The sequence below is a fragment of the Actinomycetospora termitidis genome, assembly GCF_030286555.1.
Classification (GTDB): domain Bacteria; phylum Actinomycetota; class Actinomycetes; order Mycobacteriales; family Pseudonocardiaceae; genus Actinomycetospora; species Actinomycetospora termitidis.
In genome coordinates this window covers 1,097,051-1,118,248 of record NZ_JASVWF010000001.1, presented here as the reverse complement: position 1 = coordinate 1,118,248, position 21,198 = coordinate 1,097,051, and the positions used below count along the sequence as shown (strand labels likewise).

Genomic DNA, 21,198 nt, shown 5'->3' with positions numbered 1-21,198 from the left:
TGCTCTCAGCCGGAGACGGTCAGGCCCATCGACCGGGCGGTCCCGGCGATGATCTTCGCGGCCTGGTCGAGGTCGTTCGCGTTCAGGTCCGCCATCTTGGTCTGCGCGATCTCGCGGACCTGGGCGTCGGTCACCGAGCCGACCTTCTTGGTGTGCGGCGTCGCGCTGCCGGACTGGATCCCGGCGGCGGCGAGCAGCAGTTTCGCGGCCGGCGGGGTCTTGAGCGCGAAGGTGAAGGAGCGGTCCTCGTAGATCGAGATCTCGACCGGCACGACCTGCCCGCGCTGCGCCTCGGTGGCGGCGTTGTAGGCCTTGCAGAACTCCATGATGTTGACGCCGTGCTGACCCAGCGCGGGGCCGACCGGCGGCGCGGGCGTCGCCGCGCCCGCCTTGATCTGCAGCTTGACGACTGCGGACAGTCGCCTCTTCTTCGGGGGCATCCCTAGGACTTCCTCACGTTCTTCATCGGGGCTCGCCTCCCGGACCGGACTCCGGGAGGACGACTCAAATCTTCGACACCTGGTTGAAGCCCAGCTCCACCGGGGTCTCGCGGCCGAAGATCGACACCAGGACCTTGACCTTCTGGGCGTCGACGTTGACCTCGGAGATGCTCGCCGGCAGCGTCGCGAACGGCCCGTCCATGACGGTGACCGACTCGCCGACCTCGAAGTCGACCTCGACCGGCGCCGGCCCGCTCGCGGCGGCCGCGGACGTCCCGGACGTCCCGTCGGCGCCGCCCTTGGCCTTCTTCGCCGGGGCCTCCTGGCGCGGCAGCAGGAACTTCACGACCTCGTCGAGGGTCAGCGGCGAGGGCCGCGACGTCGCCCCGACGAACCCGGTGACGCCGGGCGTGTTGCGCACCGCGCTCCACGAGGCGTCGTTGAGGTCCATCCGCACGAGGATGTAGCCGGGCAGGACCTTGCGCTGGACCTGCTTGCGCTGGCCGTTCTTGATCTCGGTGACCTCCTCGGTGGGCACCTCGACCTGGAAGATGAAGTCCTCGACGTCGAGCGTCTGCACGCGCGTCTCGAGGTTGGTCTTCACCTTGTTCTCGTAGCCGGCGTAGGAGTGCACGACGTACCAGTCGCCGGGCGCCAGGCGCAGCGAGTCCTTGAGGGCCTGGACCGGGTCCTCGGGCTCGTCGGGCTCGACCTCGGCGACGGGCTCCTCCGCCGGGGCACCCTCGGCGCCCACCGCGGTCTCGTCGGCCGTGGTGACGGCCTGATCCTCCGGCTCGTCGTCCCCGTCGCCGGTCGGGCCGCCGAGCGCCTCGCGGGCGGCGGCCAGGTCGGCCTCGGGGTCGTGCTCGGGATCGGTGTCCTCGGCATCCGCGTCGGACTCCTCGCGGGCCTGCGCGGCGGCGCGGGCGACCTCGGCGTCGTCGAGGGTCGCCGGGGCCTCCTCGGTGCTCAGGTCCGAGCCCTCGCGCACGATCACGCCACGTGTGCGGGACTCGCCCACGAGCTCGGGCTCGCCGCCCTCGGGCCCGGTGGCGGGGACATCTGCGGAGGTCACTTCTCGTCTCACTTCCTTCGGGTGCGCGGCGGTGGACCGCACGGGACGTGCCGGCGTGCGATCAGCCGAACAGCGTGAACGTCAGCTTCTGGAAACCGACGTCCAGCAGGCCCACCAGCGTGACCATGAAGGCCACGAAGACCAGGACCACCACCGTGTACACGACGATCTGCCGACGCGTGGGCCAGTGGACCTTCCGCAGCTCGGCGACGACCTCCCGCAGGAACCGGCGCAGCCGCTGCAGGACGTTGCCCTCGGACCCGGACGGGCGGCCGTCCCGCGACGGGGTCGGCGAGCCCTTGGTGGCGACCGACGAGCCCGAGGAGGTGTCCCCGCCGTCGCCGGCACGACGACGACGACCCGCGGCGGTGGTGGGACGCGCGTCGTCGCCGTCGGGCCGGTCGGCCCCACGGCCGCTGCGGTCCTCGCTCACTGTTCCGTCCTCACCCCGGGCCTCCCGCGGACCGACCTGCGGGTCGCGGGGCGCCGTCCTCGATCCTGCACGGTCGCGCTGCAGGGGCGACAGGACTTGAACCTGCAACCTGCGGTTTTGGAGACCGCTGCTCTGCCAATTGAGCTACGCCCCTGTGGCGGCCCGTCGGGAGCCGCCGGGCGAGGAGGACCCGACCCGGGTGCGCACGCACGCCGAACCGAGGACTCATCGCCCTGTGCACACCATGCTACGGCACCCCGTCGACGGGGTTCCCGGCTCCCCCTGCCGGTCCCGGCGACCTGCCCGGGGTCCGACGCGGCGCGGGTGGGAGAATCCCATGACATGACCGCAGTCACGTCCTCGTCGTCCTCCGGAGGCCTCGCTCCCGCCGCCACCGACCGTCGCATCTCCGAGCGCATCGGCGGGATCGCGGAGTCGGCGACGCTGGCCGTGGATGCGAAGGCGAAGGCCCTCAAGGCCGCCGGCCGGCCGGTGATCGGGTTCGGTGCGGGCGAGCCGGACTTCCCCACGCCGCAGCCGGTCGTCGACGCCGCGGTCGCCGCGTGCAGCGACCCGAAGAACCACCGCTACACCCCGGCGGGTGGCCTGCCCGAGCTGCGCGAGGCCGTGGCCGCGAAGACGCTGCGCGACTCCGGCTGGGAGGTCGCCGCGTCCCAGGTGCTGATCACCAACGGCGGGAAGCAGGCGGTCTTCGAGGCCTTCGCGACGATCGTCGACCCGGGCGACGAGGTCCTGCTCCCCGCGCCGTTCTGGACCACCTACCCGGAGGCCGCGCGGATGGCCGGCGGGGACCCGGTGCAGGTCGACACCGACGCCTCGACCGGCTTCCTGCCCACCGTCGAGGCGCTCGAGGCGAAGCGGACCCCGCGCACCAAGGTGCTGCTGTGGTGCTCGCCGTCGAACCCGACGGGCGCGGTCGCCCCCCGCGAGCTCGTCGAGGCCGTCGGGCGCTGGGCCGTCGAGCACGGCATCTGGGTGATCGCCGACGAGATCTACGAGCACCTGGTCTACGACGGCGCCGAGCACGTCTCGATGCCGGTGGCCGTGCCCGAGCTCGCCGACCGCTGCATCGTGGTGAACGGGGTCGCGAAGACCTACGCGATGACCGGGTGGCGCGTGGGCTGGCTGATCGGGCCGGCCGACGTCATCAAGGCGGCCGCGAACATGCAGTCGCACGTCACCTCCAACGTCTGCAACGTCGCACAGCGAGCGGCCCTGGCCGCCGTCTCCGGCCCGCTGGACGCGGTCGAGGAGATGCGCGCGGCGTTCGACCGCCGCCGGCGCACCATCGTGGAGATGCTCTCCGCCATCGACGGGGTCGAGTGCCCCACGCCGAAGGGCGCCTTCTACGTGTACGCCGACGTGCAGGGCCTGCTCGGCAAGGAGCTGCGCGGCGAGCGGCCGAAGACCTCCGTCGACCTCGCCGCCGCGATCCTCGAGCACGCCGAGGTGGCGGTCGTCCCGGGCGAGGCCTTCGGGACGCCGGGGTACTTCCGGCTCTCGTACGCCCTGGGCGACGACGACCTCCGGGCCGGAGTCAGCCGGATGGGCGATCTCCTCGCCGAGATGTCCTGAGAGATCCTCGGTCCCGGCAGCGGTTCGGGACGACGGGTGGAGCGTGGGTGCGGCGGACGTGGCGGTCGATGCTGGTCGGGTGCGTCGTCACGGGGCTCGTCCTCGCGGGCGGTGGGGTGGCCTCCGCCCAGGAGGGCGGCCCACCCACCGGGCCCTACGTCGCCCTCGGTGACTCCTACACCTCGGCCCCGCTGACCGGGACGAACGCCGGGAGCCCGATCGGCTGTCTGCGCTCGGTCACGAACTACCCGCACCTCGTCGCGGAGCGGCTCGGCGTCCCGCTCACGGACGTGAGCTGTTCCGGGGCGACCACCGACGGGTTCCGGACCGCCCAGCGCACGAACGCGGGCACCAACCCGCCGCAGTTCTCGGCGCTGACCCGGGACACCGCGCTGGTGACGATCGGGATCGGCGGCAACGACATCGGCTTCGCCGAGATCGTGCGGACGTGCCTCTCCGCCCTCCCCGTCGGGACGCCCTGCCGGGACCGCTACACCGCCGGCGGCACCGACCAGCTCCGGGCCCGGATCGCCGCCCTCGGCCCGACGCTCGCCCGGGTGCTGCGCGAGGTGCACCGGCGCGCGCCGGAGGCCCGGGTCGCACTGGTCGGCTACCCGTCCGTCCTGCCCGCGTCCGGGTTCGGCTGCTACCCGGCCGTGCCCATTGCGCCGGGTGACGTCGCCTACCTGCGCGGCATCCTCACCGAGCTCAACACGCGCCTCGAGCGCTCGGCCGCGGCGGGCGACGCGACCTGGGTGGACACCGCCGGCCCGTCGGTCGGCCACGACTTCTGCCAGGCACCCGGCGTGAAGTGGGTCGAGGGCCTGGTGCCGACCGCCCCGGCCTACCCGTTCCACCCGAACGCGGCCGGGTCCGAGGCCACCTCGCGCGCGGTGGTGGAGACGCTGGCGGACGCCGCGGCGGAGTGAGCGGAGCCGCCCCGGAGCGAACGAACGGCACTCTCGCGCGCATAGAAGCTGCGAGGGTGCCGTTCGATCGGAAGGGAGCGAGACGCGTCAGCGGGCGCGGACGACCGCGAGCGCCTTGCCCAGCACGGCCTTGCCGTCCGGGCCCAGGGCCGTCACCCCGAGGGTCACCGAGCCGTCGTCGTCGACGGCCTTGACGGTCGCGCCGAGCGTGACGGTCGCGCCCTGGTCGTCGTCCGGGACGACGACGGGGCGGGTGAAGCGGGTGGAGAAGGACCGGACCGCGGCGGGGTCGCCCGCCCAGTCGGCCACGAACTGCGCGGCCAGGGCCATCGTGAGCATCCCGTGGGCGATGACGCCGGGGAGGCCGACCGCGGTGGCGGTGCGCTCGTTCCAGTGGATCGGGTTGAGGTCGCCCGAGGCGCCCGCGTAGCGCACCAGGTCGGCGCGGGTGACGGTGACCGGCCGACCCTCGAGCTCGTCGCCGACGGCGACCGCGGGGAGACTCACGACGCCTCCCCGGCCCGTCCGACGAGCGTCGCCGTGCTGACCAGCACCGGCTCCCCGTCGGGATCGGTGACGTCGCACCGGAAGGTGACGACGTCGTTGCCCGCCAGTTCCTTGATCTCCGCGACGCTCACGACGGTCGTCAGGACGTCACCGGCCACGACCGGGCGGTGCAGCTCGAACGACTGGTCCCGGTGCACCACACGGGAGAAGTCGAGCCCGAGCGCCGGGTCGTCGACGACCTCCCGCGTCGCCTCCCAGGTGAAGACCACCGGGAAGGTCGGCGGCGCGAGGACGTCCGCGTGCCCGGCGGCCCGGGCCGCCTCGGCGTCGGTGTGCACCGGATCGGTGGCCCCGACGGCCAGCGCGAACTCACGGACCTTCTCGGCGCCGACCCGGTAGGTCCGCGCCGGCCAGGTCCGGCCGACGAAGGAGGCGTCCAGCGGCACGGCGGGGCGTTCCGGTCAGCGGGTCTCGCGGTGCCCGCGGTGCGTGCCGCAGTTCGGGCAGAACTTCTTCAGCGTGAGCCGGTCGGGGTCGTTCCGCCGGTTCTTGCGCGTGATGTAGTTGCGGTTCTTGCACTCCTCGCACGCGAGCGTGATCTTCGGGCGCACGTCGGTTGCGGCCATGGGAGTGTCCTTTCGAGAACTACTGCTACTGCATCGGATCTGGTAGCGGTGGCCGGACTTGAACCGGCGACACAACGATTATGAGCCGTTTGCTCTGCCACCTGAGCTACACCGCCACGGCATGACGAAACCGGCGGACCCAGCCCGCCGGCCTCCTCGTCACCGAGCCCCTTTACGGAATCGAACCGTAGACCTTCTCCTTACCATGGAGACGCTCTGCCGACTGAGCTAAAGGGGCCAGTCTGCCACCGGTCAGGCGGCTCCGGTGGTGCCGGGCGCCGTCCCCGTGGGTGGTGACCAGCGTACAGGGCCTCCCTCGGCCCCCGGCGGGGCACCCCCCGCCTCCGCGAGGGAGTCCAGCCACTGCTCCAGGCACCCCGCCGGCAGGGGCTTGGACACCAGGTAGCCCTGCGCCACGTCGCAGCCCATGTCGGCCAGGGCGGTCCGCACCGCCGCGCTCTCCACGCCCTCGGCGACCACGGTCAGCCCGAGCGTGTGTCCCATCTCCACGATCGCGCGGACGACGGCGACGTCGCCGGTCTCGGTCCCCATGCCGAGCACGAAGCTCTTGTCGATCTTGACCGTGTCGACGGGGAGCCGGCGCAGGTGGGCCAGCGAGGACTGTCCGGTCCCGAAGTCGTCCACCGCGAGCCGGCACCCGAGGGCGTGCAGGCGGCGCAGCGCCGGCAGCGCGTACTCCCGCTCCGCGGACACCCCGCTCTCGGTCACCTCGAGGATGAGCAGCTCGGCGGGCACGCCGTGCCGGTCCAGGGCCGCGGCGACGAGGTCGGGGAACCCGTCGTCGAGCGAGCCCACCGAGAGGTTCACCGCCACCGACAGCCGCATGCCGCGGTCGTGCCACCGCCGGGCCGCCGCGAGCGACTCGTCGAGCACGAACTCGGTGAGTCCCCCGATCTGCCCGGTGGCCTCCAGGACGGGGACGAACTCGTCGGGCAGCAGGGCCCCCAGCTCCGGGTGCTCCCAGCGGGCGAGCGCCTCCACCCCGAGCACGGTGCGCCCCTCGAGCGAGACCGTCGGCTGGTAGTGCACCCGCAGGTGCCCGTCGGTGACGGCGGGTCCGAAGCCGCGGATCAGCGCGAGCCGTCGGTCGGCCCGCTCCCCCATGCTCGGCTCGTAGCACCGGACGGGCCCGCTGCCCTCGCGCGCGGCGGACAGGGCGATGTCGGCGCGGGAGAGGAGCCGGGAGGCGAGGACGTGGCCGTCGCGCTCGCCGGCGAGCCCCGGGACGCCCGCGGCGGCGACGCCCACGAGCACCGGCGCCTCGAAGGGGATGCCCTCCACGACGAGCGGCCGGACCAGGTGGTCGCGCATCTCGATCGCACTGCGGTGGGCGGTCTCCGGGTCCACGTCCGCGACGACGACGGCGAACGTGTCGCCCTCGAGGCGCGCGGCGAGGCGTGCCCCCGGAGCCACGCTCGCGGCCCGGCCACTCCCGCAGACCGCCTCGAGCCGGCGGGCGGCCAGGGTGACGAACTGTTCCCCGCTGGCGTGCCCGAGCGTGTCGTTGACCTGGTCGATGAGCCCGAAGGAGACGACGGCCACCGCGCCCCCGCCGGCGTGCAGCTCGCGCGCCGTCGCCTGGAGGAAGCCCGAGCGGTTGAGCAGGTCGGTCAGCGGGTCGCGGTGCGCGTCACGCCGCAGCCTCGCCTCGAGCCGCGTGTTCTCGACCTCCGCACCGACCTGGCGGGCGATGGTGGCGAGCAGCGCGAGCTCGCCCCGCACCCGCGACCGCCCGGGCATGCGCCGTCCCCCGCCCCGACGGCCGCGACCCGGTTCGTGGATCTCGATGACCCCGCGTCGGGAGCGCACCACCTCCGGCGGCTGCGCCTCGCCGGACGCGTCGTAGAGCTCCGGGGCGGCCACCGGGGCGACGAGGATCTCGGCGGTCCCGCGGGCCCGCATCCAGCTGCGGACCGCGACGGGCGCGGAGCGGCGGTGCCACCGCGACGCACCGCGGCCCGGGCGGAAGGCCTCGTCGGGCGCGACCAGGTCGACCGCGCGCAGGTCGTCCGGCAACGGGACCCCGACCTGCTCGACGAGCGTGGCCACCGCGATCACCACCCGGCGGGCGTCGAACCGCTGGCGCAGCGCCTCGGCCACGGCGCGCGCCGCGGCCCGTCCGTCGTCCGTCCCGCGACGACTCGCGTGTGCCGCGAGGGCCCGTCCGACCGCACCGAGGGTGCGTAGGTCCGACGTGCGACGGCGCCGCGCGGCACGCATCGCGATCACGACGACGAGCGCCAGGACGGCGACCACGACGACGACGAGGGCGGTGAGGACCAGGGCGCTCACCGCCCGGTCCTCCCGGGGCCGTCGAGCGGCGCGGGGGGCACGGGGACCCGCGTCGTCGCAGCCGACATCCGCGTTCACCCCGTCCTCGCGTCCACCGTGGGGCGCGCCGTCGTCACCTCATCAGGTACCCGCTCACTCTACGCAAGAATCCTGAATGGATTGTGCCCTCTTGTATCACCCATTGAGAGCAATCCCGCCGCCGGAGGCCCGAACCGGCCGGAGGCTATGACGCTCCGGAACCTCCCGGACACGTGGTGACGCCGGAGCCCCCGGTGTCCGGCGGATCGCCGCCTCCCCTGGTGGGATGGGGACGCCAGGGACGGCGCACGAACGAGGAGGACCGGCGATGTCGGTGGGAGCACGGGTCACGGCGGGCATCGTCGCCACCGGGAGCGAGCTGCTGGCGGGTCGGGTGCGCGACGCGAACGGACCGTGGATCGCCGAGCGCCTCGGCGGGCTCGGCGTCGACGTCGTCGAGATCGTCCTCGTCGGCGACCGGCCGGAGGAGATGGAGGCCGCGCTGCGGTCCCTCGCCGATCTCGACCTGGTGGTGACCAGCGGCGGCCTCGGACCGACCGCCGACGACCTGACCGCCGCCGTCGTCGCCGACCTCACCGGTCGTCCGCTCGAGCTCGACGAGCACATGGAGAAGGTCGTCGGCGACATCATCGCCCGCTTCGCCGACCGGCTGCGCTGGGACGCCGATGCCCTCGCTGACGCGAACCGCAAGCAGGCCATGGTGCCTCGCGGGGCCGCGGCCATCCCGCCGGTCGGCACCGCCCCCGGCCTGGCCGTGCCGCCCGGGGACGGCTTCCGCCCCACCGTGCTGGTGCTCCCCGGCCCGCCACGGGAGGTCCAGGGCATGTGGGACGACGCCGTGGCCTCCGCGCCGATGCAGGCACTGCTCGCCCGCACCGAGCCGTTCGCCGAGACCCACCTGCGGCTGTTCGGGGTGCCGGAGTCCGAGATCGCGGCGACCCTGCGGGCCGCCGGGGAGCGCACCGATATCACGCCCCTGGAGATCACCACCTGCCTGCGCGACTTCGCCCTCGAGGTCGACCTGCGCCGGCGTCCCGGGGACGAGGCCGCCGCGGCCGCGCACGACGCCGTCGTGTCCGAGATCGACGCCCGGCACGGCTCCGCGGTCTTCTCCCGGACGGGGCAGACGATCGACGAACTCCTCTTCGACCTCCTCGAGGGGCACACGATCGCCACGGCGGAGTCCTGCACCGGCGGCCTGCTGGCCGGCCGGCTCACCGAGCCGGCCGGGGCCTCCGCGCACGTCCAGGGCGGCATCGTCTCCTACTCGAACGAGGCGAAGGCGCACCTGCTCGGGGTCCCGCAGGAGGTCCTGGACACCCACGGCGCGGTCTCGACGCAGGCCGTGCAGGCCATGGCGCGCGGTGCGATCGACGCCTTCGGCGTGGACGTCGCGGTCGCGATCAGCGGTGTCGCGGGCCCGGGCGGGGGCACCGAGGAGAAGCCGGTCGGCTACGTCTGCTTCTGCGTGCGCACGGCCGACGGCGCCGAGATCGTGCGCGACCCGGTGCTGCCCGGCGCGCGGGGCGACGTCCGCGAGCGGTCCGTGGTGCTCGCGATGCACCTGGTGCGGCGCATCCTGTCCCCTGTGGACTAGGCCGTCAGGCCCCGGAAGAAGCGGATGATCTGGTTGATCGCGTCGCCGATCGCGGCGAGGATCGTCCGGACCAGGGCCGCCGCGTTGTCCGGCTGGGCGATGACGAAGTACAGGATGACCGCGACGACGATCAGGATGATCAGGAGTCGCACTCGCGGGTTCATCGGGTCCTTCCGCCGGTCGTCGCGCACCCCGCCCGGGTGACGCGCGGGGCGACCGTAACGTGACGCCGCCGTCGGACGGGTGCGTTCGGGGACGTGTCGCGGAACCGTTCTGGCGGGTCGAGCTGCGCTGCGCTGCGTCTCCGGCCTGCGGCAGGATGACCGACCATGCCCCGGCTCACGGCCTTCACGCACGGATCGCTGCGGTTCGACGTCACCGACGCCGGCCCGGAGGACGCCGACGAGACGGTGCTCCTGCTGCACGGCTTCCCGCAGACGTCCGTCTCCTGGGACCCGGTCGCCACCCGCCTGCACGACGCCGGCCTGCGCACCCTCGCCCCGGACCAGCGGGGCTACTCGCCGGGGGCCCGGCCGAGCGGTCGCCGCGCCTACCGGGTCGAGAACCTGGTGGACGACGCCGCGGCGCTCGTGGAATCGTCCGGTGCCGGATCGGTCCACGTGGTCGGGCACGACTGGGGGGCGGTGGTCGCGTGGGCCCTGGCGGCGCACCGGCCGGAGCTCGTGCGCACCGTCACCGGTGTCTCGGTGCCGCACCCGGCCGCGTTCCTCCGGGCGATGTACGCCGGCCCGCAGCTGCCGCACTCCTGGTACATGGGCGCGTTCCAGCTGCCGCGTCTGCCGGAGCTGCTGCTGGGCGACGAGGGGCGCTTCGCCGCGATGCTGCGCCGGACCGGCGCGACGCCCGGCAATGCCGCCCGGGACGCCGCGGCGCTCGCCGCGCACATCACCGGCCCCCTCAACTGGTACCGGGCGCTGCCGCTGGCCTCGCCGGGCTACACCGCGCGGCCGGTGCAGCGCCCCGCGCTGCAGGTGTGGAGCGACGGAGACGACTTCATCACCCGGGCCGCCGTCGAGAACAACCCCCGCTTCGTGACGGCGCCCTACCGCCTCGAGGTGCTGTCCGGGGTGTCGCACTGGATTCCCGACGAGGCCCCGGACGAGCTGGCGGCGATGGTGGTGCGCCAGACCGCCCTCGCGGGCTGATCCCCGCTCAGGCGAGGGCGCGCTCGCCCGCGTCGACGGCCCGCGTGACCCCGAGGACCGTGTCCACGACGAGCTGCGGGTCGTCCCACATCGGCACGTGGCCGACGCCCGGCAGCCGCACGAACTCGGCCCCGGGGACGACGTCGCGCATCGGGGCCCCGTAGGAGCGCCACGGGATCATGCGGTCGTGTTCGGCCCACGCGATCCGCACCGGGCACGGGAGGTCGCGCAGCACGCGGGTGGAGCCGTGGGCGACGGCCGCGTCGAGCAGCGGCAGCAGGACGTCGCATCCCCGCACGTCCGCGATCATGTCGGGCACCAGCTCCGGCGGGAGCCGCTCGCCGTGCTCCATGGTCTTCCGCACCAGCGCCCGCCGCAGCCGCGGTCGGGCCGCGAGCACCGGGCCGAACGCGGGGCGCGCGACCACCCGCAGGACCCGGAAGGTCCACAGCAACCGGCGCAGGTCCCAGCCGGAGCGCCAGGCCCCGGCCGGGGAGAGCGCGACCGCCGAGCGGGCGCGGCCGCGGCGGACGAGCTCCAGGGCCACCCACCCGCCGAGCGAGTTCCCGACGACGTGGGCGGTGTCGATCCCCTCCGCGTCCAGCTGGGCGCACACGCCGTCGACGAGGCGGTCGATCGTGAACGGGCCGAGCGCGGTGTCCCACGCCGGTCCGCCCCGGTGGCCGGGCAGCGTGGGCGCGAACACGCGGTGCTCGCGCTCGAGGGCGGGGAGCACCGGGTCCCAGGAGCGCCAGGAGACCGACGCGCCGTGCAGCAGGACGAGCGGTGTGCCCGAGCCGCCGCGGTGGGCGTCGTCGCTCACGCGACCCCCGCCGCGCCGTAGCGCTCGCGCAGCGTGTGCTTGACGAGCTTCCCGGTGGGCGTGCGGGGCAGGTCGTCGTCGAACACGAGGCGCCGCGGCACCTTGTAGCCCGCGATCCGGCCGCGCAGGTGCTCCAGCAGTTCCTCGGCCAGCGCGTCCGACGGCTCCCCCTCCGGCGTGACGACGGCGAGGACCGACTCGCCCATGTCCTCGTCCGGGATCCCGACGACGGCCACGTCCAGGACCCGCGGGTGCAGCGCGAGGGCGTCCTCGATCTCCTGCGGGTAGATGTTCACCCCGCCCGAGATGATCATGAAGCTCTTGCGGTCGGTGAGGTACAGGAAGCCCTCGGAGTCGACGCGGCCGAGGTCGCCCGTCGTCGTCCAGGTGGGGTGCTCCGGGTGCTACGCGGCGCGCGTCTTCTCCGCGTCGTTGTGGTAGGCGAACGGGACCTCGTCGCGCTCGAAGTAGACCGTGCCGACGTCGCCGGTGGGCACCTCGCGGCCGTCGTCGTCACAGATGTGGAGCGTGCCGAGCGCGGCGCGCCCGACCGAGCCGGGGTGCTCCAGCCAGGTCGGCGAGTCGATCAGGGCGACACCGTTCGCCTCGGTGGAGGCGTAGTACTCCTGCAGCACCGGGCCCCACCAGTCGATCATCGCCCGCTTGACGTCGACCGGACACGGCGCGGCCGCGTGCACGGCGACGCGGATGCTCGAGACGTCGTAGGCGTCCCGGGTCTCCTGCGGCAGCTTGAGCATCCGCACGAACATCGTCGGGACGAACTGACCGTGGGTCACGCGGTACCGCGCGATCGCCGCGAGGGCGGCCTCCGGGTCGAAGCGCCGCATCATCACGACGGTGCCGCCGGTGGACTGGATCATCCCGCAGTAGCGCAGCGGCGCGGCGTGGTAGACCGGCGCCGGGGAGAGGTAGACGGTGTCCTCGTCGAAGCCGTAGAGCCGGCCGAACACCGCGAGCATGAGGTCGCCGGGCTCGTCGACCTGTCGCTCCGGCAGGGACGGCTTGATCCCCTTGGGCCGGCCCGTCGTGCCGGAGGAGTACAGCATGTCCGCGCCCCGCGGCTGGTCGGCGAGCGGCTCGGCGGATGTGGCGGCGAGCAGTGCCGCCCCGTCCTCGTGGCCCTCGAGCGCCCCCTCGAGCGCGAGCCGGTGCTCGACGCCGGGGGTGCGGTCGACGAGGGCGACGGCGAGCTCACGCAGGGTGGGCCGCTGCCCCGCGACCACCAGCACCCGGGCACCGCAGTCGCCGACGATGTAGGCCGCCTCGTCGGGCGCGAGGTGGTGGTTGATCGCCGTGATGTAGAGACCCGAGCGCTGCGCGGCCCAGTACACGACGAAGGCCCAGGGGGTGTTGTCGGCGAGCATGGCGACGACGTCACCGCGACGCAGACCCTGCTCGTGCAGGGCGCGGGCGAGGCGGGTCGACTCGCGGTCCAGCTCGCCGTAGGAGAGGGTCTCGCCGGTCTCGGCGACGACGACGGCCGGCCGCTCCGGGTCGGACACGGCGTAGGTCCCGGGATACACGCAGCTCCTCCTCCGAAGGTCGTCCGCGGCGACGTCGCCTACGGCCGGGCACAACGTATAGTGCGTTATGGTCCGCGTCGAGACCGTCGCGCGGAGGAGGACAGGCCGTGGCCCGCACCGCCTCCCGCGAGCGCTTCTTCGCCGCCGCGATGGCGCTGCTCGCCGGGCCCGGGCTGCCCGCGCTCCGGATCGGGCGGCTCTGCCGGGAGGTCGGTGTCACCAGCGGCAGCTTCTACCACCACTTCGGCAGCTGGGACGGCTTCGTCGCCGCCCTGCTCGAGCACTGGGCGCAGGAGGAGGTGCACCGGGTCGCCGCGCTCGTGCGCCGCGAGCCCGATCCGCTCGAGCGCGTCCAGCTCACCAAGCGGCTCGCGGTGACCGTGCCGCACGCCGCCGAGACCGCGATCCGGCGCTGGGCGGGGACCGACGAGGCGGTCGCCGCCGCGCAGCAGCGGGTGGACGACGGGCGCCGCGAGGTGCTCCGGGAGGTCCTCGGCCCGCTGATCGGCGACGCGGAGCTGACGGCGACGCTCGCGGAGGTGGGCCTCAGCCTGCTCGTCGGACACCAGCAACTGCACCACTCCGGGCCCCCGGTCGACCTCGCGGCCCAGCTCGACCAGTTCGAGGTCCTCGTGCGCAGCTCGGCGCGACCGGTCAGCGGTTCAGCCGGATCGGCAGCGACTTCACCGCGTTGACGAAGTTGCTCGTCAGCCGGGCCGGCTCGCCGACCTCGAAGTCCGGGGCCACTGTGAGCAGCCGGCGCCAGATCTCCCGCAGCTGGGTGCGGGCCAGCATGTTGCCCATGCAGAAGTGCGGGCCACCGCCGCCGAAGCCCTGGTGCGGGTTCGGGTCCCGCCCGACGTCGAGCCGCAGCGGGTCGGTGAAGACCGCGGTGTCGCGGTTGCCGGACTCGTAGAACATGACGACCTTGTCGCCCGCCGCGATCCGCTGCCCGCGGATCTCGGTGTCCTCGACCGCGGTCCGGCGGAAGGTCAGCACCGGCGAGGCCCAGCGCACCATCTCCTCGACCGCGGTCGGCAGGAGGCCGTCGAGGTCCGCGGCGAGCCGACGACGCTCGTCGCGGAACTCGGTCAGCGCGACGGCGGTGTGCGCGATGGTGTTCCGCGTCGTGTCGTTGCCGGCCACCGAGAGCAGCACGAAGAACGCACCGATCTCGTCGTCGGTGAGCGACTGTCCGTCGACCTCGGCCTGGACGAGGTTCGTCATGAGGTCGTCGCGCGGGTCCTTCCGGCGCTCCTCGGCGACCTGGAGGCCGGGCCCCAGCAGTGCCATCAGGGCCTGGCCCATGAGCTGCACCGGGTCGTCCACGCCGTGCGCGGCGCGCACCTCGGCGTCGTTGGCGGAGACGAGCAGGTCGGCGGCCTCGGCGAGCGCGTCCTGCTGCTCGGCCGGCAGGCCCATCATGTCGTAGATCATCCACATCGGGAGTCGCCGGCAGACGAGTTGCACGAAGTCGCCGTCCCCGTGCTCGAGCAGCTCGTCGACGATCATGTCCGCCCGCTGCGCGATCCGGTTCTCGAGCGTGCGGATCTGCTTCGGCGTGAACGCCGACCCGACGATCTTGCGCAGCTGCGTGTGCCGCGGCGAGTCCATCGCGAGGAACGACTGGCTGGCCTCGAGCAGCTCCGGCGGCGCGTCCTGGAACTGCACGCCCTGGCCGGAGCAGAAGAGCTTCGGGTTCTTGGAGACGTACGCGATGTCCTCGTGTCGCACGACCGCCCAGAAGCCGCCCTCGCCCTCCGGGCGGCCCAGGACACCCTCGGCCGGCGGATGCCACGTGACGGGCCGCTCGGCCCGCAGTTCGGCGAAGGTCTCCTCGCGCTCGGCGGTGGAGCGCGACCAGAAGTCCAGCGACGACAGGTCGAGGGGGTCGTGATCGGGCTTCTCGGGGGCCTGCTCGGTGGTGGTCATCGTCAGTCCTCCAGCGAGAGCGCCTCGGTCGGGCACGCCTCGCAGGCCTGCCGGATCTCGTCCTCGCGCCCCTCGGGCACCTCGACGAGGTGCAGGGTCAGGGATCCGTCGTCCTCGACCTCGAAGACGTCGGGCGCGATCGACTCGCACATCCCGAGGCCGCTGCACTTGTCGTAGTCCACGTCGATCTTCACCGGTCGGAACCTCCGTTCGAGACGACGACGTCCGCGGCGACCATAACGTACTTCATGCTACGGAAGCGAGCGCCGTCACATCCCGGTCCTGTACCCGGTGCGGCGTCCGACCAGTGGGACGAGGCGCGGCGTCCCGGCCGCGTACTCGTCGTAGCCCGGGAGGTCGCGGCGCAGGAGCGCGTCCTCGGCCTCGATGCGGTGGCGGTAGGCGGTGCCGACCGCCGCCGGCGTCAGCACCGGCGCCAGGGCGTTCCGGGCGGCGATCCCCGCTCCGACCCAGAGCAGCAGCACGCCCAGGTAGCCGGGATGGCGCACCACGGCGTAGGGGCCGGTGCGGACGACGGGCTGGCCGTCGACGACCCGCAGGGCGTGCGCGTAGTGGCCCTGCAGCGTGCGCATGGCCCACACGCGCAGCCCGACGCCCGCGAGACCGACGACGAGGCCGAGCGGACCCGACCACCGCGGGAGTCGGACTCCGGACGCCACGACCGGGCTCGCGAGGATCGTCCCGGCGGAGACGAGGTACGCCCTCGGGAGCTCCCGCAGGCCGGCCTGGTCGTCCGGCGCCCCGACGTCGTCGGCGACGACCGCGGGCCGGAGTCGCTCCATGACCCGGATCCCGCCGAGGGCGCCGGCCACGCCGAGCGCGGCCCAGACGGTGTCGGAGAGGGTGCGCACGGCCGCAGCGTGGCCTCAGTGCGCGTCGGTCGCCAGTCTCCCGGCGAGGCCGAGCATCGCGAGCCCGGTCGCGCCGTCGAGCGCCCGCCGGACGCGGCGGCGCAGCACCCACCGCCGCACGAGGTGCAGGGCCAGCACGATCGCGAGCAGCCACACCGTGCCGATCACGGGCAGCGTGTTCGCCAGGGTCAGCGCGTCGACGACGGTCGCGGTCGGGCCGAGGAACTGCGGGAGCACCGACAGGTAGAAGACCAGGACCTTCGGGTTGGTGAGGTTGGTCAGCACGCCCTGCAGCAGGCGGGTGAGGGCCCCGCGACCGGTCGTCGGGACCTGTTCGACGACGTCCGTCCCCCGAGCACGGAGCGCGGCGCGGAGGGCCTGCACCCCGAGCACGCAGAGGTAGGCCACACCCGCCCAGCGGACCACCTCGAATACCGGGCGCGACGCCACGATGATCGCGCCGAGCCCGAACGCCGCGATCGTGCCCTGGACCGCGCTGCCGACGCCGACGCCGAGCGCGGTCGAGATGCCCGACAGGCGACCACCGGCCAGCGCGTTCTTCGTGACGATCGCGAAGTCGGGCCCCGGCGAGATGCAGATGAGCAGGGCGAACGCGACGAACGCGCCGTAGCTCGCCCACGAGAGCGTCAGCACACCCCGATCCTGCCTCCTCCCGCGGTCCGGGAGCCGGACCCGTCGTCAGGAACCCTCGCCGTACTGCGCGCGGAGGTCCTTCTTGAGGATCTTCCCCGTCGCGTTGCGCGGCAGCGCGTCGACGACGTCGACCGAGCGCGGGCGCTTGAACCCGGCGATGCGCTCCTTCACCCACGCCACGAGCTCGTCGGGGTCGATCGTCTGGCCCTCGTTCGCGACGACGACCGCCTTGACCTCCTCGCCCCACTTCTCGTGGGGCACCCCGATGACGGCGACGTCCGCGACCGCCGGGTGCTGCGCGACGACGTTCTCCACCTCGATGGGGTACACGTTCTCCGCGCCGGTGACGATCATGTCCTTGATGCGGTCGGTGAGGAACAGGTAGCCCTCCTCGTCGAGGTAGCCGCCATCGCCGGTGCGTAGCCACCCGTCGGACGTGAGCGCCTTGTCGGTCTCCTCCGGGCGCTGCCAGTACCCCGCCGTCACCTGCGAGGAGCGGATCCAGACCTCGCCGATCTCGTTCGGGCCGACCTCGGCCTCGTCGACGACGATCGTGAGCTCCACCCACGGGTACGCCTTCCCGGCCGAGCGCATGAGGTGCGCGCGGGGGCCGTCCGGGTCGTGGTCCTCGGGGTCGAGCTGGGTGATGGCACCCGTGGTCTCGGTCGCGCCGTAGACCTGGAACAGCGGCGCCTTGAAGGTCTCGAGCACCTTGTTCAGCACCGCGCCGGTGATCGGCGAGGCGCCGTAGGCCATGGCCCGCAGGCGCGACCAGTCGCGGTCGGCGGCACCCGGCACCGCGCACAGCATCTGGAGCACGGCCGGCACCAGGAAGGCGTTCGAGACGCCCTCCGAGGCCATCGTCTCGAGCAGCTGGTCGGGGACGATGTCCGCGACGAGCACCACGCGCGCACCGAACGAGAGGCACACGAGCGCGAAGCCCGACCCGCCGATGTGGAACAGGGGCATGGCGACGAGACCCACCGACTCGTCGTCGAAGCCCCAGTGGCCCCCGACCGAGAGCAGCGCCGCGAAGTTGCCGTGCGAGAGCAGCACGCCCTTCGCCCGCCCGGTGGTGCCCGAGGTGTAGAGCTGCAGGACCGCGTCGTCGTCGGCCGAGTCCGCCGACGGCTCGACGCGCCCGGTGAGCCCGTCGACCCAGCCCTCGTAGTCCTGGCCGACGACGAGCACCGTCGGGCCGTCGAGCTTCTCCCGCAGCGCCGCGAACTCCGGGCCGAGGACGACGAGCCCCGCCTCGGCGTCGCCGACGAGGTCGACCAGCTCGGCCGGGGTGAGCCGCAGGTTCAGCGGGGCGACCGCGGCGCGGATCGAGGCGGCACCGAAGAGCAGCTCGAAGAACGGGGTGGCGTTCTTGCCGATCCACACCACGCGGCCGCCCTCCGCCAGGCCGAGGTCGCGGAGGCCACCCGCGACCCGCGCCGAGCGGTCCTCGAGTTCGGCGTAGGTCAGTCGCTGCTCGCCGGCGGTCAGGGCGACGCGGTCGCCGTGGTCCCGGGCATGGTCCCGGACGATGTCGGTGAGCCGGAACGGGGCGGATGCGGTCACGACGCCTCCTGGTCGACGGAATCGGACGAATCGGGTGTCCGGTGATGGGCGACACACCGCGAGGCGGCACGCTAGCGGGACGGCGCGGGGACAGGAAGGACAACCGAAGAGTCAGGCTTGACTGTTACCGTCCGGTCCGGGGACCCTGACGGCACCCCTTGAGAGGAGCTCGCTCGTGGAGCGCACGATCTTCACCGACGAACACCACGCGTTCCGGGAGATGGTCCGGGACTTCCTGGAGAAGGAGGTCGCGCCGTACCACGAACAGTGGGAGTCCGACGGGCACGTCAGCCGCGACGTCTGGCTCCAGGCCGGCAAGACCGGGCTGCTCGGGCTCGACGTCGAGGAGCGCTTCGGCGGGGGCGGCACCGACGACCTGACCTTCCTCTGGATCCTCTCCGAGGAGATCGCCCGCGCCGGGTTCTCCGGCCTCGGCTTCCCCCTCGCGAACGACGTCGTGACGCCCTACCTCACCGAGCTCACGAACGACGAGCAGAAGGAGCGCTGGCTCCCCCGCTTCTGCTCCGGCGAGATGATCACCGCGATCGCCATGACGGAGCCCGGCACCGGCTCCGACCTGCAGGGCATCCAGACGCGCGCGGTCCGCGACGGCGACGAGTGGGTCATCAACGGCGCCAAGACCTTCATCACCAACGGGATCATGTCCGACCTCGTCATCGTGGTCGCCAAGACCGATCCCGACGCCGGGTCGAAGGGCTTCTCGCTCATCGCGGTCGAGCGCGACACCCCCGGCTTCGAGCGCGGCCGCAACCTGGACAAGATCGGCATGAAGGCCCAGGACACCGCCGAGCTGTCGTTCACCGACTGCCGCGTGCCCGCGTCGAACCTCCTCGGCGAGCAGGGCCAGGGCTTCATCTACCTGATGCAGAACCTGCCCCGCGAGCGCCTCTCGATCGCGATCGCCTCGACGGCGGGCGCGGAGAAGGTCCTCGAGGACACGATCGCCTACGTCAAGGAGCGCACGGCCTTCGGTCGCCCGATCGCCTCGCTGCAGAACACCCGCTTCACGGTCGCCGAGCTGACCACGAAGCTCGCCGTCACCCGGGCCTTCGTCGACCGGTGCATCACCGAGCTGAACGCGAAGAAGCTGGGCCCGGCCGAGGCGTCGATGGCCAAGTACTGGGCCTCGGAGACCGCCAAGGAGGTCATCGACCGGTGCCTCCAGCTGCACGGCGGCTACGGCTACATGCGCGAGTACCCGGTGGCCAAGGCGTTCCTGGACAACCGCGTCCAGACCATCTACGGCGGCACCACCGAGATCATGAAGGAGATCATCGGGCGGATCGCCCTCGCGTGATCGGTCAGCCCTGACCGTCGTTCACCCCGCCCGCCGTTCTCCAGCCAGAGGGAAGGACCCAGCAGTGAAGATCGGGATGAGCCTCGCCTACAGCGGCGAGGGGTTCCGCGAGACCGTCGACCAGCTCGTGGAGCTGGAGAAGGCGGGGCTGGACGCCGTCGCCGTCCGCGAGGCGTACACGTTCGACGCGATCAGCCAGCTCGGCTACATCGCGGCGCGCACCGAGCACCTCGAGCTCGCCAGCGGGATCATCCAGATCTACACGCGCACCCCCTCGCTCACGGCGATGACGGCAGCCGGGCTGGACTACGTCTCCGACGGTCGCTTCACGCTCGGCATCGGCGCGAGCGGCCCGCAGGTGATCGAGGGCTTCCACGGCATCAAGTACGACGCTCCCCTGGGCCGCACGCGCGAGATCGTCGACATCTGCCGGCAGGTGTGGCGCCGCGAGAAGGTGCAGCACTCCGGGAAGTACTACGAGGTGCCGCTCGCCCCGGAGAAGGGCACCGGCCTGGGCAAGCCGCTCAAGCTGATCAACCACCCGGTGCGCGCGGACATCCCGATCCTGCTCGCCGCGCTCGGGCCGAAGAACGTGGCGCTCGCCGCCGAGCTCGTGCAGGTGTGGGAGCCGCTGTTCTTCCACCCGGGCAAGGCGCACGAGATCTGGGGCGAGTCCCTGGAGGCAGGGAAGGCGAAGCGGGCCCCCGAGCTCGGGCCGCTGGGCATCTCCACCGCGGTCGGCCTGGCGATCGGGCCGGGCGCCGGGGAGATGCTGCAGTACGTCAAGCCGACCATGGCGCTCTACATCGGCGGGATGGGCGCGAAGGACCAGAACTTCTACAACCAGCTCATGCAGCGCTACGGCTACGTCGACGAGGCCGCGGAGATCCAGGACCTCTACCTCGCCGGCAAGAAGGACGAGGCCGCGGCCGTCGTGCCCGACGAGCTCGCCCACGCCGTCTCCCTCGTCGGCACCGAGGACGAGGTCCGCGCGCAGGTCAAGCAGTTCGCGGACGCCGGGGTCACGCAGCTCAACATCATGCCGCTGAACCCCGACCACGCGACCGTCAAGACTCAGCTGGAGACGCTGAAGTCGCTGATCTGATCGTCTCCCCCGTGGTGAACGAACGGCACTCCCGCAGCTTCTCTGTGCACGAGAGTGCCGTTCGTTCCTCCGGAGGAGGCCGTCACGCCGACCAGTGCGGGTCCCGGCCGGAGATCGCGACGAGCCGGTCCAGCGCCGGGGCGTCGGCGGCGACCGGCACGCGGGCGGCGAACGGCTTGCCCTCGCCCTGGTAGTCGTCGGTGAGCATCATCGGCGCGAAGGCCAGCGAGGCCTCGAGCCCCTCGGGGTCGGGCGACCACGGGCGGCCCAGCGCCGTGGCCAGGTCCCAGCCGTGCACCTGGTACTCCCAGAGGATCATCGACAGCGCCATCTCCCCCGGCATCGCGGCCCCGCCCAGGGACAGCGGGCGCTGCGCCGCGCCGGCGGCCAGGGCCTCGTCCATGCGGTCGGCCGCGGTGCGGATGGCGGCCGCGCGGTCGCCCTCGACCGCGGTCGGACCGCCCGGGGCCCGGCCCTCCGGGTCGGCGTAGCCGGTGGCGAACGTCGTCGACCAGCCGGCGACGTGGTCGACCAGGGCGTCGACGTCGAACTCGGAGCAGGGGGTCCGGGTCCGCCACTGGTCGTCCCCGACGCCGCCGACGACGTCCGCGAGGTCGGTGAGCACGGTGTGGAGGTGTGTCCGGGTCTCGGTCATGACCTCAG

At 73.1% G+C, this 21,198-nt stretch carries 22 protein-coding genes, 3 tRNA genes and 1 pseudogene; 7 read left to right on the top strand and 19 right to left on the bottom strand.

Annotation, left to right across the window (positions count from 1 at the left end):
- Window positions 1–5: 5 nt before the first annotated feature.
- The 4 genes from rplK to QRT03_RS05555 form a co-directional block, all read right to left on the bottom strand.
- Window positions 6–440, bottom strand: a complete 435-nt coding sequence (rplK, locus tag QRT03_RS05570; protein ID WP_286051511.1) for a 50S ribosomal protein L11 — start codon at window positions 438–440, stop codon at window positions 6–8.
- Window positions 441–504: 64 nt separating this feature from the next.
- Window positions 505–1,461 (bottom strand): transcription termination/antitermination protein NusG, encoded by a 957-nt coding sequence (gene nusG, locus QRT03_RS05565; RefSeq protein WP_425604799.1) that lies wholly within the window; start codon window positions 1,459–1,461, stop codon window positions 505–507.
- A 115-nt stretch (window positions 1,462–1,576) separates the two neighbouring features.
- Window positions 1,577–1,948, bottom strand: a complete 372-nt coding sequence (gene secE / locus QRT03_RS05560) for a preprotein translocase subunit SecE (protein ID WP_286051509.1) — start codon at window positions 1,946–1,948, stop codon at window positions 1,577–1,579.
- Between the two features lie 81 nt (window positions 1,949–2,029).
- A tRNA-Trp gene (locus QRT03_RS05555) sits at window positions 2,030–2,102 on the bottom strand.
- 188 nt (window positions 2,103–2,290) lie between these two features.
- Between QRT03_RS05555 and QRT03_RS05550 the strand changes: the two genes are divergently transcribed.
- Window positions 2,291–3,544 carry a pyridoxal phosphate-dependent aminotransferase gene (locus QRT03_RS05550; protein WP_286051508.1) on the top strand — a complete coding sequence of 418 codons (1,254 nt, stop codon included), beginning with the start codon at window positions 2,291–2,293 and terminating at the stop codon, window positions 3,542–3,544.
- A 47-nt stretch (window positions 3,545–3,591) separates the two neighbouring features.
- A complete protein-coding gene (locus QRT03_RS05545) occupies window positions 3,592–4,473 on the top strand; it encodes an SGNH/GDSL hydrolase family protein (protein ID WP_286051507.1) in 882 nt (293 codons plus the stop codon).
- 87 nt (window positions 4,474–4,560) lie between these two features.
- Here QRT03_RS05545 and QRT03_RS05540 read toward each other — a convergent pair whose 3' ends face one another.
- The 6 genes from QRT03_RS05540 to QRT03_RS05515 all read right to left on the bottom strand — a co-directional run bounded on the left by QRT03_RS05540 (window position 4,561) and on the right by QRT03_RS05515 (window position 7,919).
- Window positions 4,561–4,980, bottom strand: a complete 420-nt coding sequence (locus QRT03_RS05540; protein ID WP_286051506.1) for a MaoC/PaaZ C-terminal domain-containing protein — start codon at window positions 4,978–4,980, stop codon at window positions 4,561–4,563.
- Entirely contained in the window at window positions 4,977–5,426 is a 450-nt protein-coding gene (locus tag QRT03_RS05535; protein ID WP_286051505.1) for an FAS1-like dehydratase domain-containing protein, read from the bottom strand. The genes QRT03_RS05540 and QRT03_RS05535 overlap by 4 nt, the downstream gene beginning before the upstream one ends.
- Window positions 5,427–5,441: 15 nt before the next feature.
- Window positions 5,442–5,606, bottom strand: coding sequence for a 50S ribosomal protein L33 (rpmG, locus tag QRT03_RS05530; protein ID WP_230756020.1), 165 nt, complete (start codon window positions 5,604–5,606; stop codon window positions 5,442–5,444).
- A gap of 40 nt (window positions 5,607–5,646) precedes the next feature.
- Window positions 5,647–5,722 (bottom strand) — tRNA-Met (locus QRT03_RS05525).
- Window positions 5,723–5,771: 49 nt separating this feature from the next.
- Window positions 5,772–5,844: transfer RNA gene (locus QRT03_RS05520), tRNA-Thr, on the bottom strand.
- Between the two features lie 14 nt (window positions 5,845–5,858).
- Window positions 5,859–7,919: a putative bifunctional diguanylate cyclase/phosphodiesterase gene (locus QRT03_RS05515; protein ID WP_286051504.1), complete on the bottom strand. Its 2,061-nt coding sequence runs from the start codon at window positions 7,917–7,919 to the stop codon at window positions 5,859–5,861.
- 346 nt (window positions 7,920–8,265) lie between these two features.
- Between QRT03_RS05515 and QRT03_RS05510 the strand changes: the two genes are divergently transcribed.
- Window positions 8,266–9,555 (top strand): competence/damage-inducible protein A, encoded by a 1,290-nt coding sequence (locus QRT03_RS05510; protein WP_286051503.1) that lies wholly within the window; start codon window positions 8,266–8,268, stop codon window positions 9,553–9,555.
- On the opposite strand, the gene QRT03_RS05505 is transcribed toward QRT03_RS05510, so the two are convergent.
- Entirely contained in the window at window positions 9,552–9,719 is a 168-nt protein-coding gene (locus QRT03_RS05505; protein ID WP_286051502.1) for a hypothetical protein, read from the bottom strand. The genes QRT03_RS05510 and QRT03_RS05505 overlap by 4 nt on opposite strands.
- A 165-nt stretch (window positions 9,720–9,884) precedes the next feature.
- Between QRT03_RS05505 and QRT03_RS05500 the strand changes: the two genes are divergently transcribed.
- The gene (locus QRT03_RS05500; RefSeq protein ID WP_286051501.1) at window positions 9,885–10,721 is read left to right on the top strand and encodes an alpha/beta fold hydrolase; all 837 of its coding nucleotides are present in this window, start codon (window positions 9,885–9,887) and stop codon (window positions 10,719–10,721) included.
- 7 nt (window positions 10,722–10,728) lie between these two features.
- Here the strand turns inward: QRT03_RS05500 and QRT03_RS05495 are convergent, their stop codons facing one another.
- Complete coding sequence (locus QRT03_RS05495) at window positions 10,729–11,544, bottom strand: alpha/beta fold hydrolase (RefSeq protein WP_286051500.1); 816 nt, start codon at window positions 11,542–11,544, stop codon at window positions 10,729–10,731.
- Window positions 11,541–13,088: pseudogene (locus tag QRT03_RS05490) on the bottom strand (acyl-CoA synthetase). The gene QRT03_RS05495 and the pseudogene QRT03_RS05490 overlap by 4 nt, the downstream one beginning before the upstream one ends.
- A 107-nt stretch (window positions 13,089–13,195) precedes the next feature.
- Here QRT03_RS05490 and QRT03_RS05485 point away from each other — a divergent pair.
- Window positions 13,196–13,783, top strand: a complete 588-nt coding sequence (locus QRT03_RS05485) for a TetR/AcrR family transcriptional regulator (RefSeq protein ID WP_286051499.1) — start codon at window positions 13,196–13,198, stop codon at window positions 13,781–13,783.
- Here the strand turns inward: QRT03_RS05485 and QRT03_RS05480 are convergent.
- The 5 genes from QRT03_RS05480 to QRT03_RS05460 all read right to left on the bottom strand — a co-directional run bounded on the left by QRT03_RS05480 (window position 13,743) and on the right by QRT03_RS05460 (window position 18,112).
- Window positions 13,743–15,020 carry a cytochrome P450 gene (locus tag QRT03_RS05480; RefSeq protein ID WP_286051498.1) on the bottom strand — a complete coding sequence of 426 codons (1,278 nt, stop codon included), beginning with the start codon at window positions 15,018–15,020 and terminating at the stop codon, window positions 13,743–13,745. The genes QRT03_RS05485 and QRT03_RS05480 overlap by 41 nt on opposite strands.
- Before the next feature lie 2 nt (window positions 15,021–15,022).
- Window positions 15,023–15,214: a ferredoxin gene (locus QRT03_RS05475; protein WP_286051497.1), complete on the bottom strand. Its 192-nt coding sequence runs from the start codon at window positions 15,212–15,214 to the stop codon at window positions 15,023–15,025.
- A gap of 75 nt (window positions 15,215–15,289) precedes the next feature.
- A complete protein-coding gene (locus QRT03_RS05470) occupies window positions 15,290–15,892 on the bottom strand; it encodes a methyltransferase family protein (protein WP_286051496.1) in 603 nt (200 codons plus the stop codon).
- Window positions 15,893–15,907: 15 nt separating this feature from the next.
- Entirely contained in the window at window positions 15,908–16,546 is a 639-nt protein-coding gene (locus QRT03_RS05465) for a LysE family translocator (protein ID WP_345783233.1), read from the bottom strand.
- A 45-nt stretch (window positions 16,547–16,591) separates the two neighbouring features.
- Complete coding sequence (locus QRT03_RS05460; RefSeq protein ID WP_286051495.1) at window positions 16,592–18,112, bottom strand: long-chain-fatty-acid--CoA ligase; 1,521 nt, start codon at window positions 18,110–18,112, stop codon at window positions 16,592–16,594.
- Between the two features lie 175 nt (window positions 18,113–18,287).
- Between QRT03_RS05460 and QRT03_RS05455 the strand changes: the two genes are divergently transcribed.
- Together QRT03_RS05455 and QRT03_RS05450 are read left to right on the top strand one after the other, a co-directional pair.
- Window positions 18,288–19,430: an acyl-CoA dehydrogenase family protein gene (locus tag QRT03_RS05455; protein ID WP_286051494.1), complete on the top strand. Its 1,143-nt coding sequence runs from the start codon at window positions 18,288–18,290 to the stop codon at window positions 19,428–19,430.
- A gap of 64 nt (window positions 19,431–19,494) precedes the next feature.
- Entirely contained in the window at window positions 19,495–20,535 is a 1,041-nt protein-coding gene (locus QRT03_RS05450; protein ID WP_286051493.1) for an LLM class F420-dependent oxidoreductase, read from the top strand.
- A gap of 82 nt (window positions 20,536–20,617) precedes the next feature.
- Here the strand turns inward: QRT03_RS05450 and QRT03_RS05445 are convergent, their stop codons facing one another.
- Complete coding sequence (locus QRT03_RS05445) at window positions 20,618–21,190, bottom strand: TIGR03086 family metal-binding protein (RefSeq protein ID WP_286051492.1); 573 nt, start codon at window positions 21,188–21,190, stop codon at window positions 20,618–20,620.
- Between the last annotated feature and the right edge of the window lie 8 nt (window positions 21,191–21,198).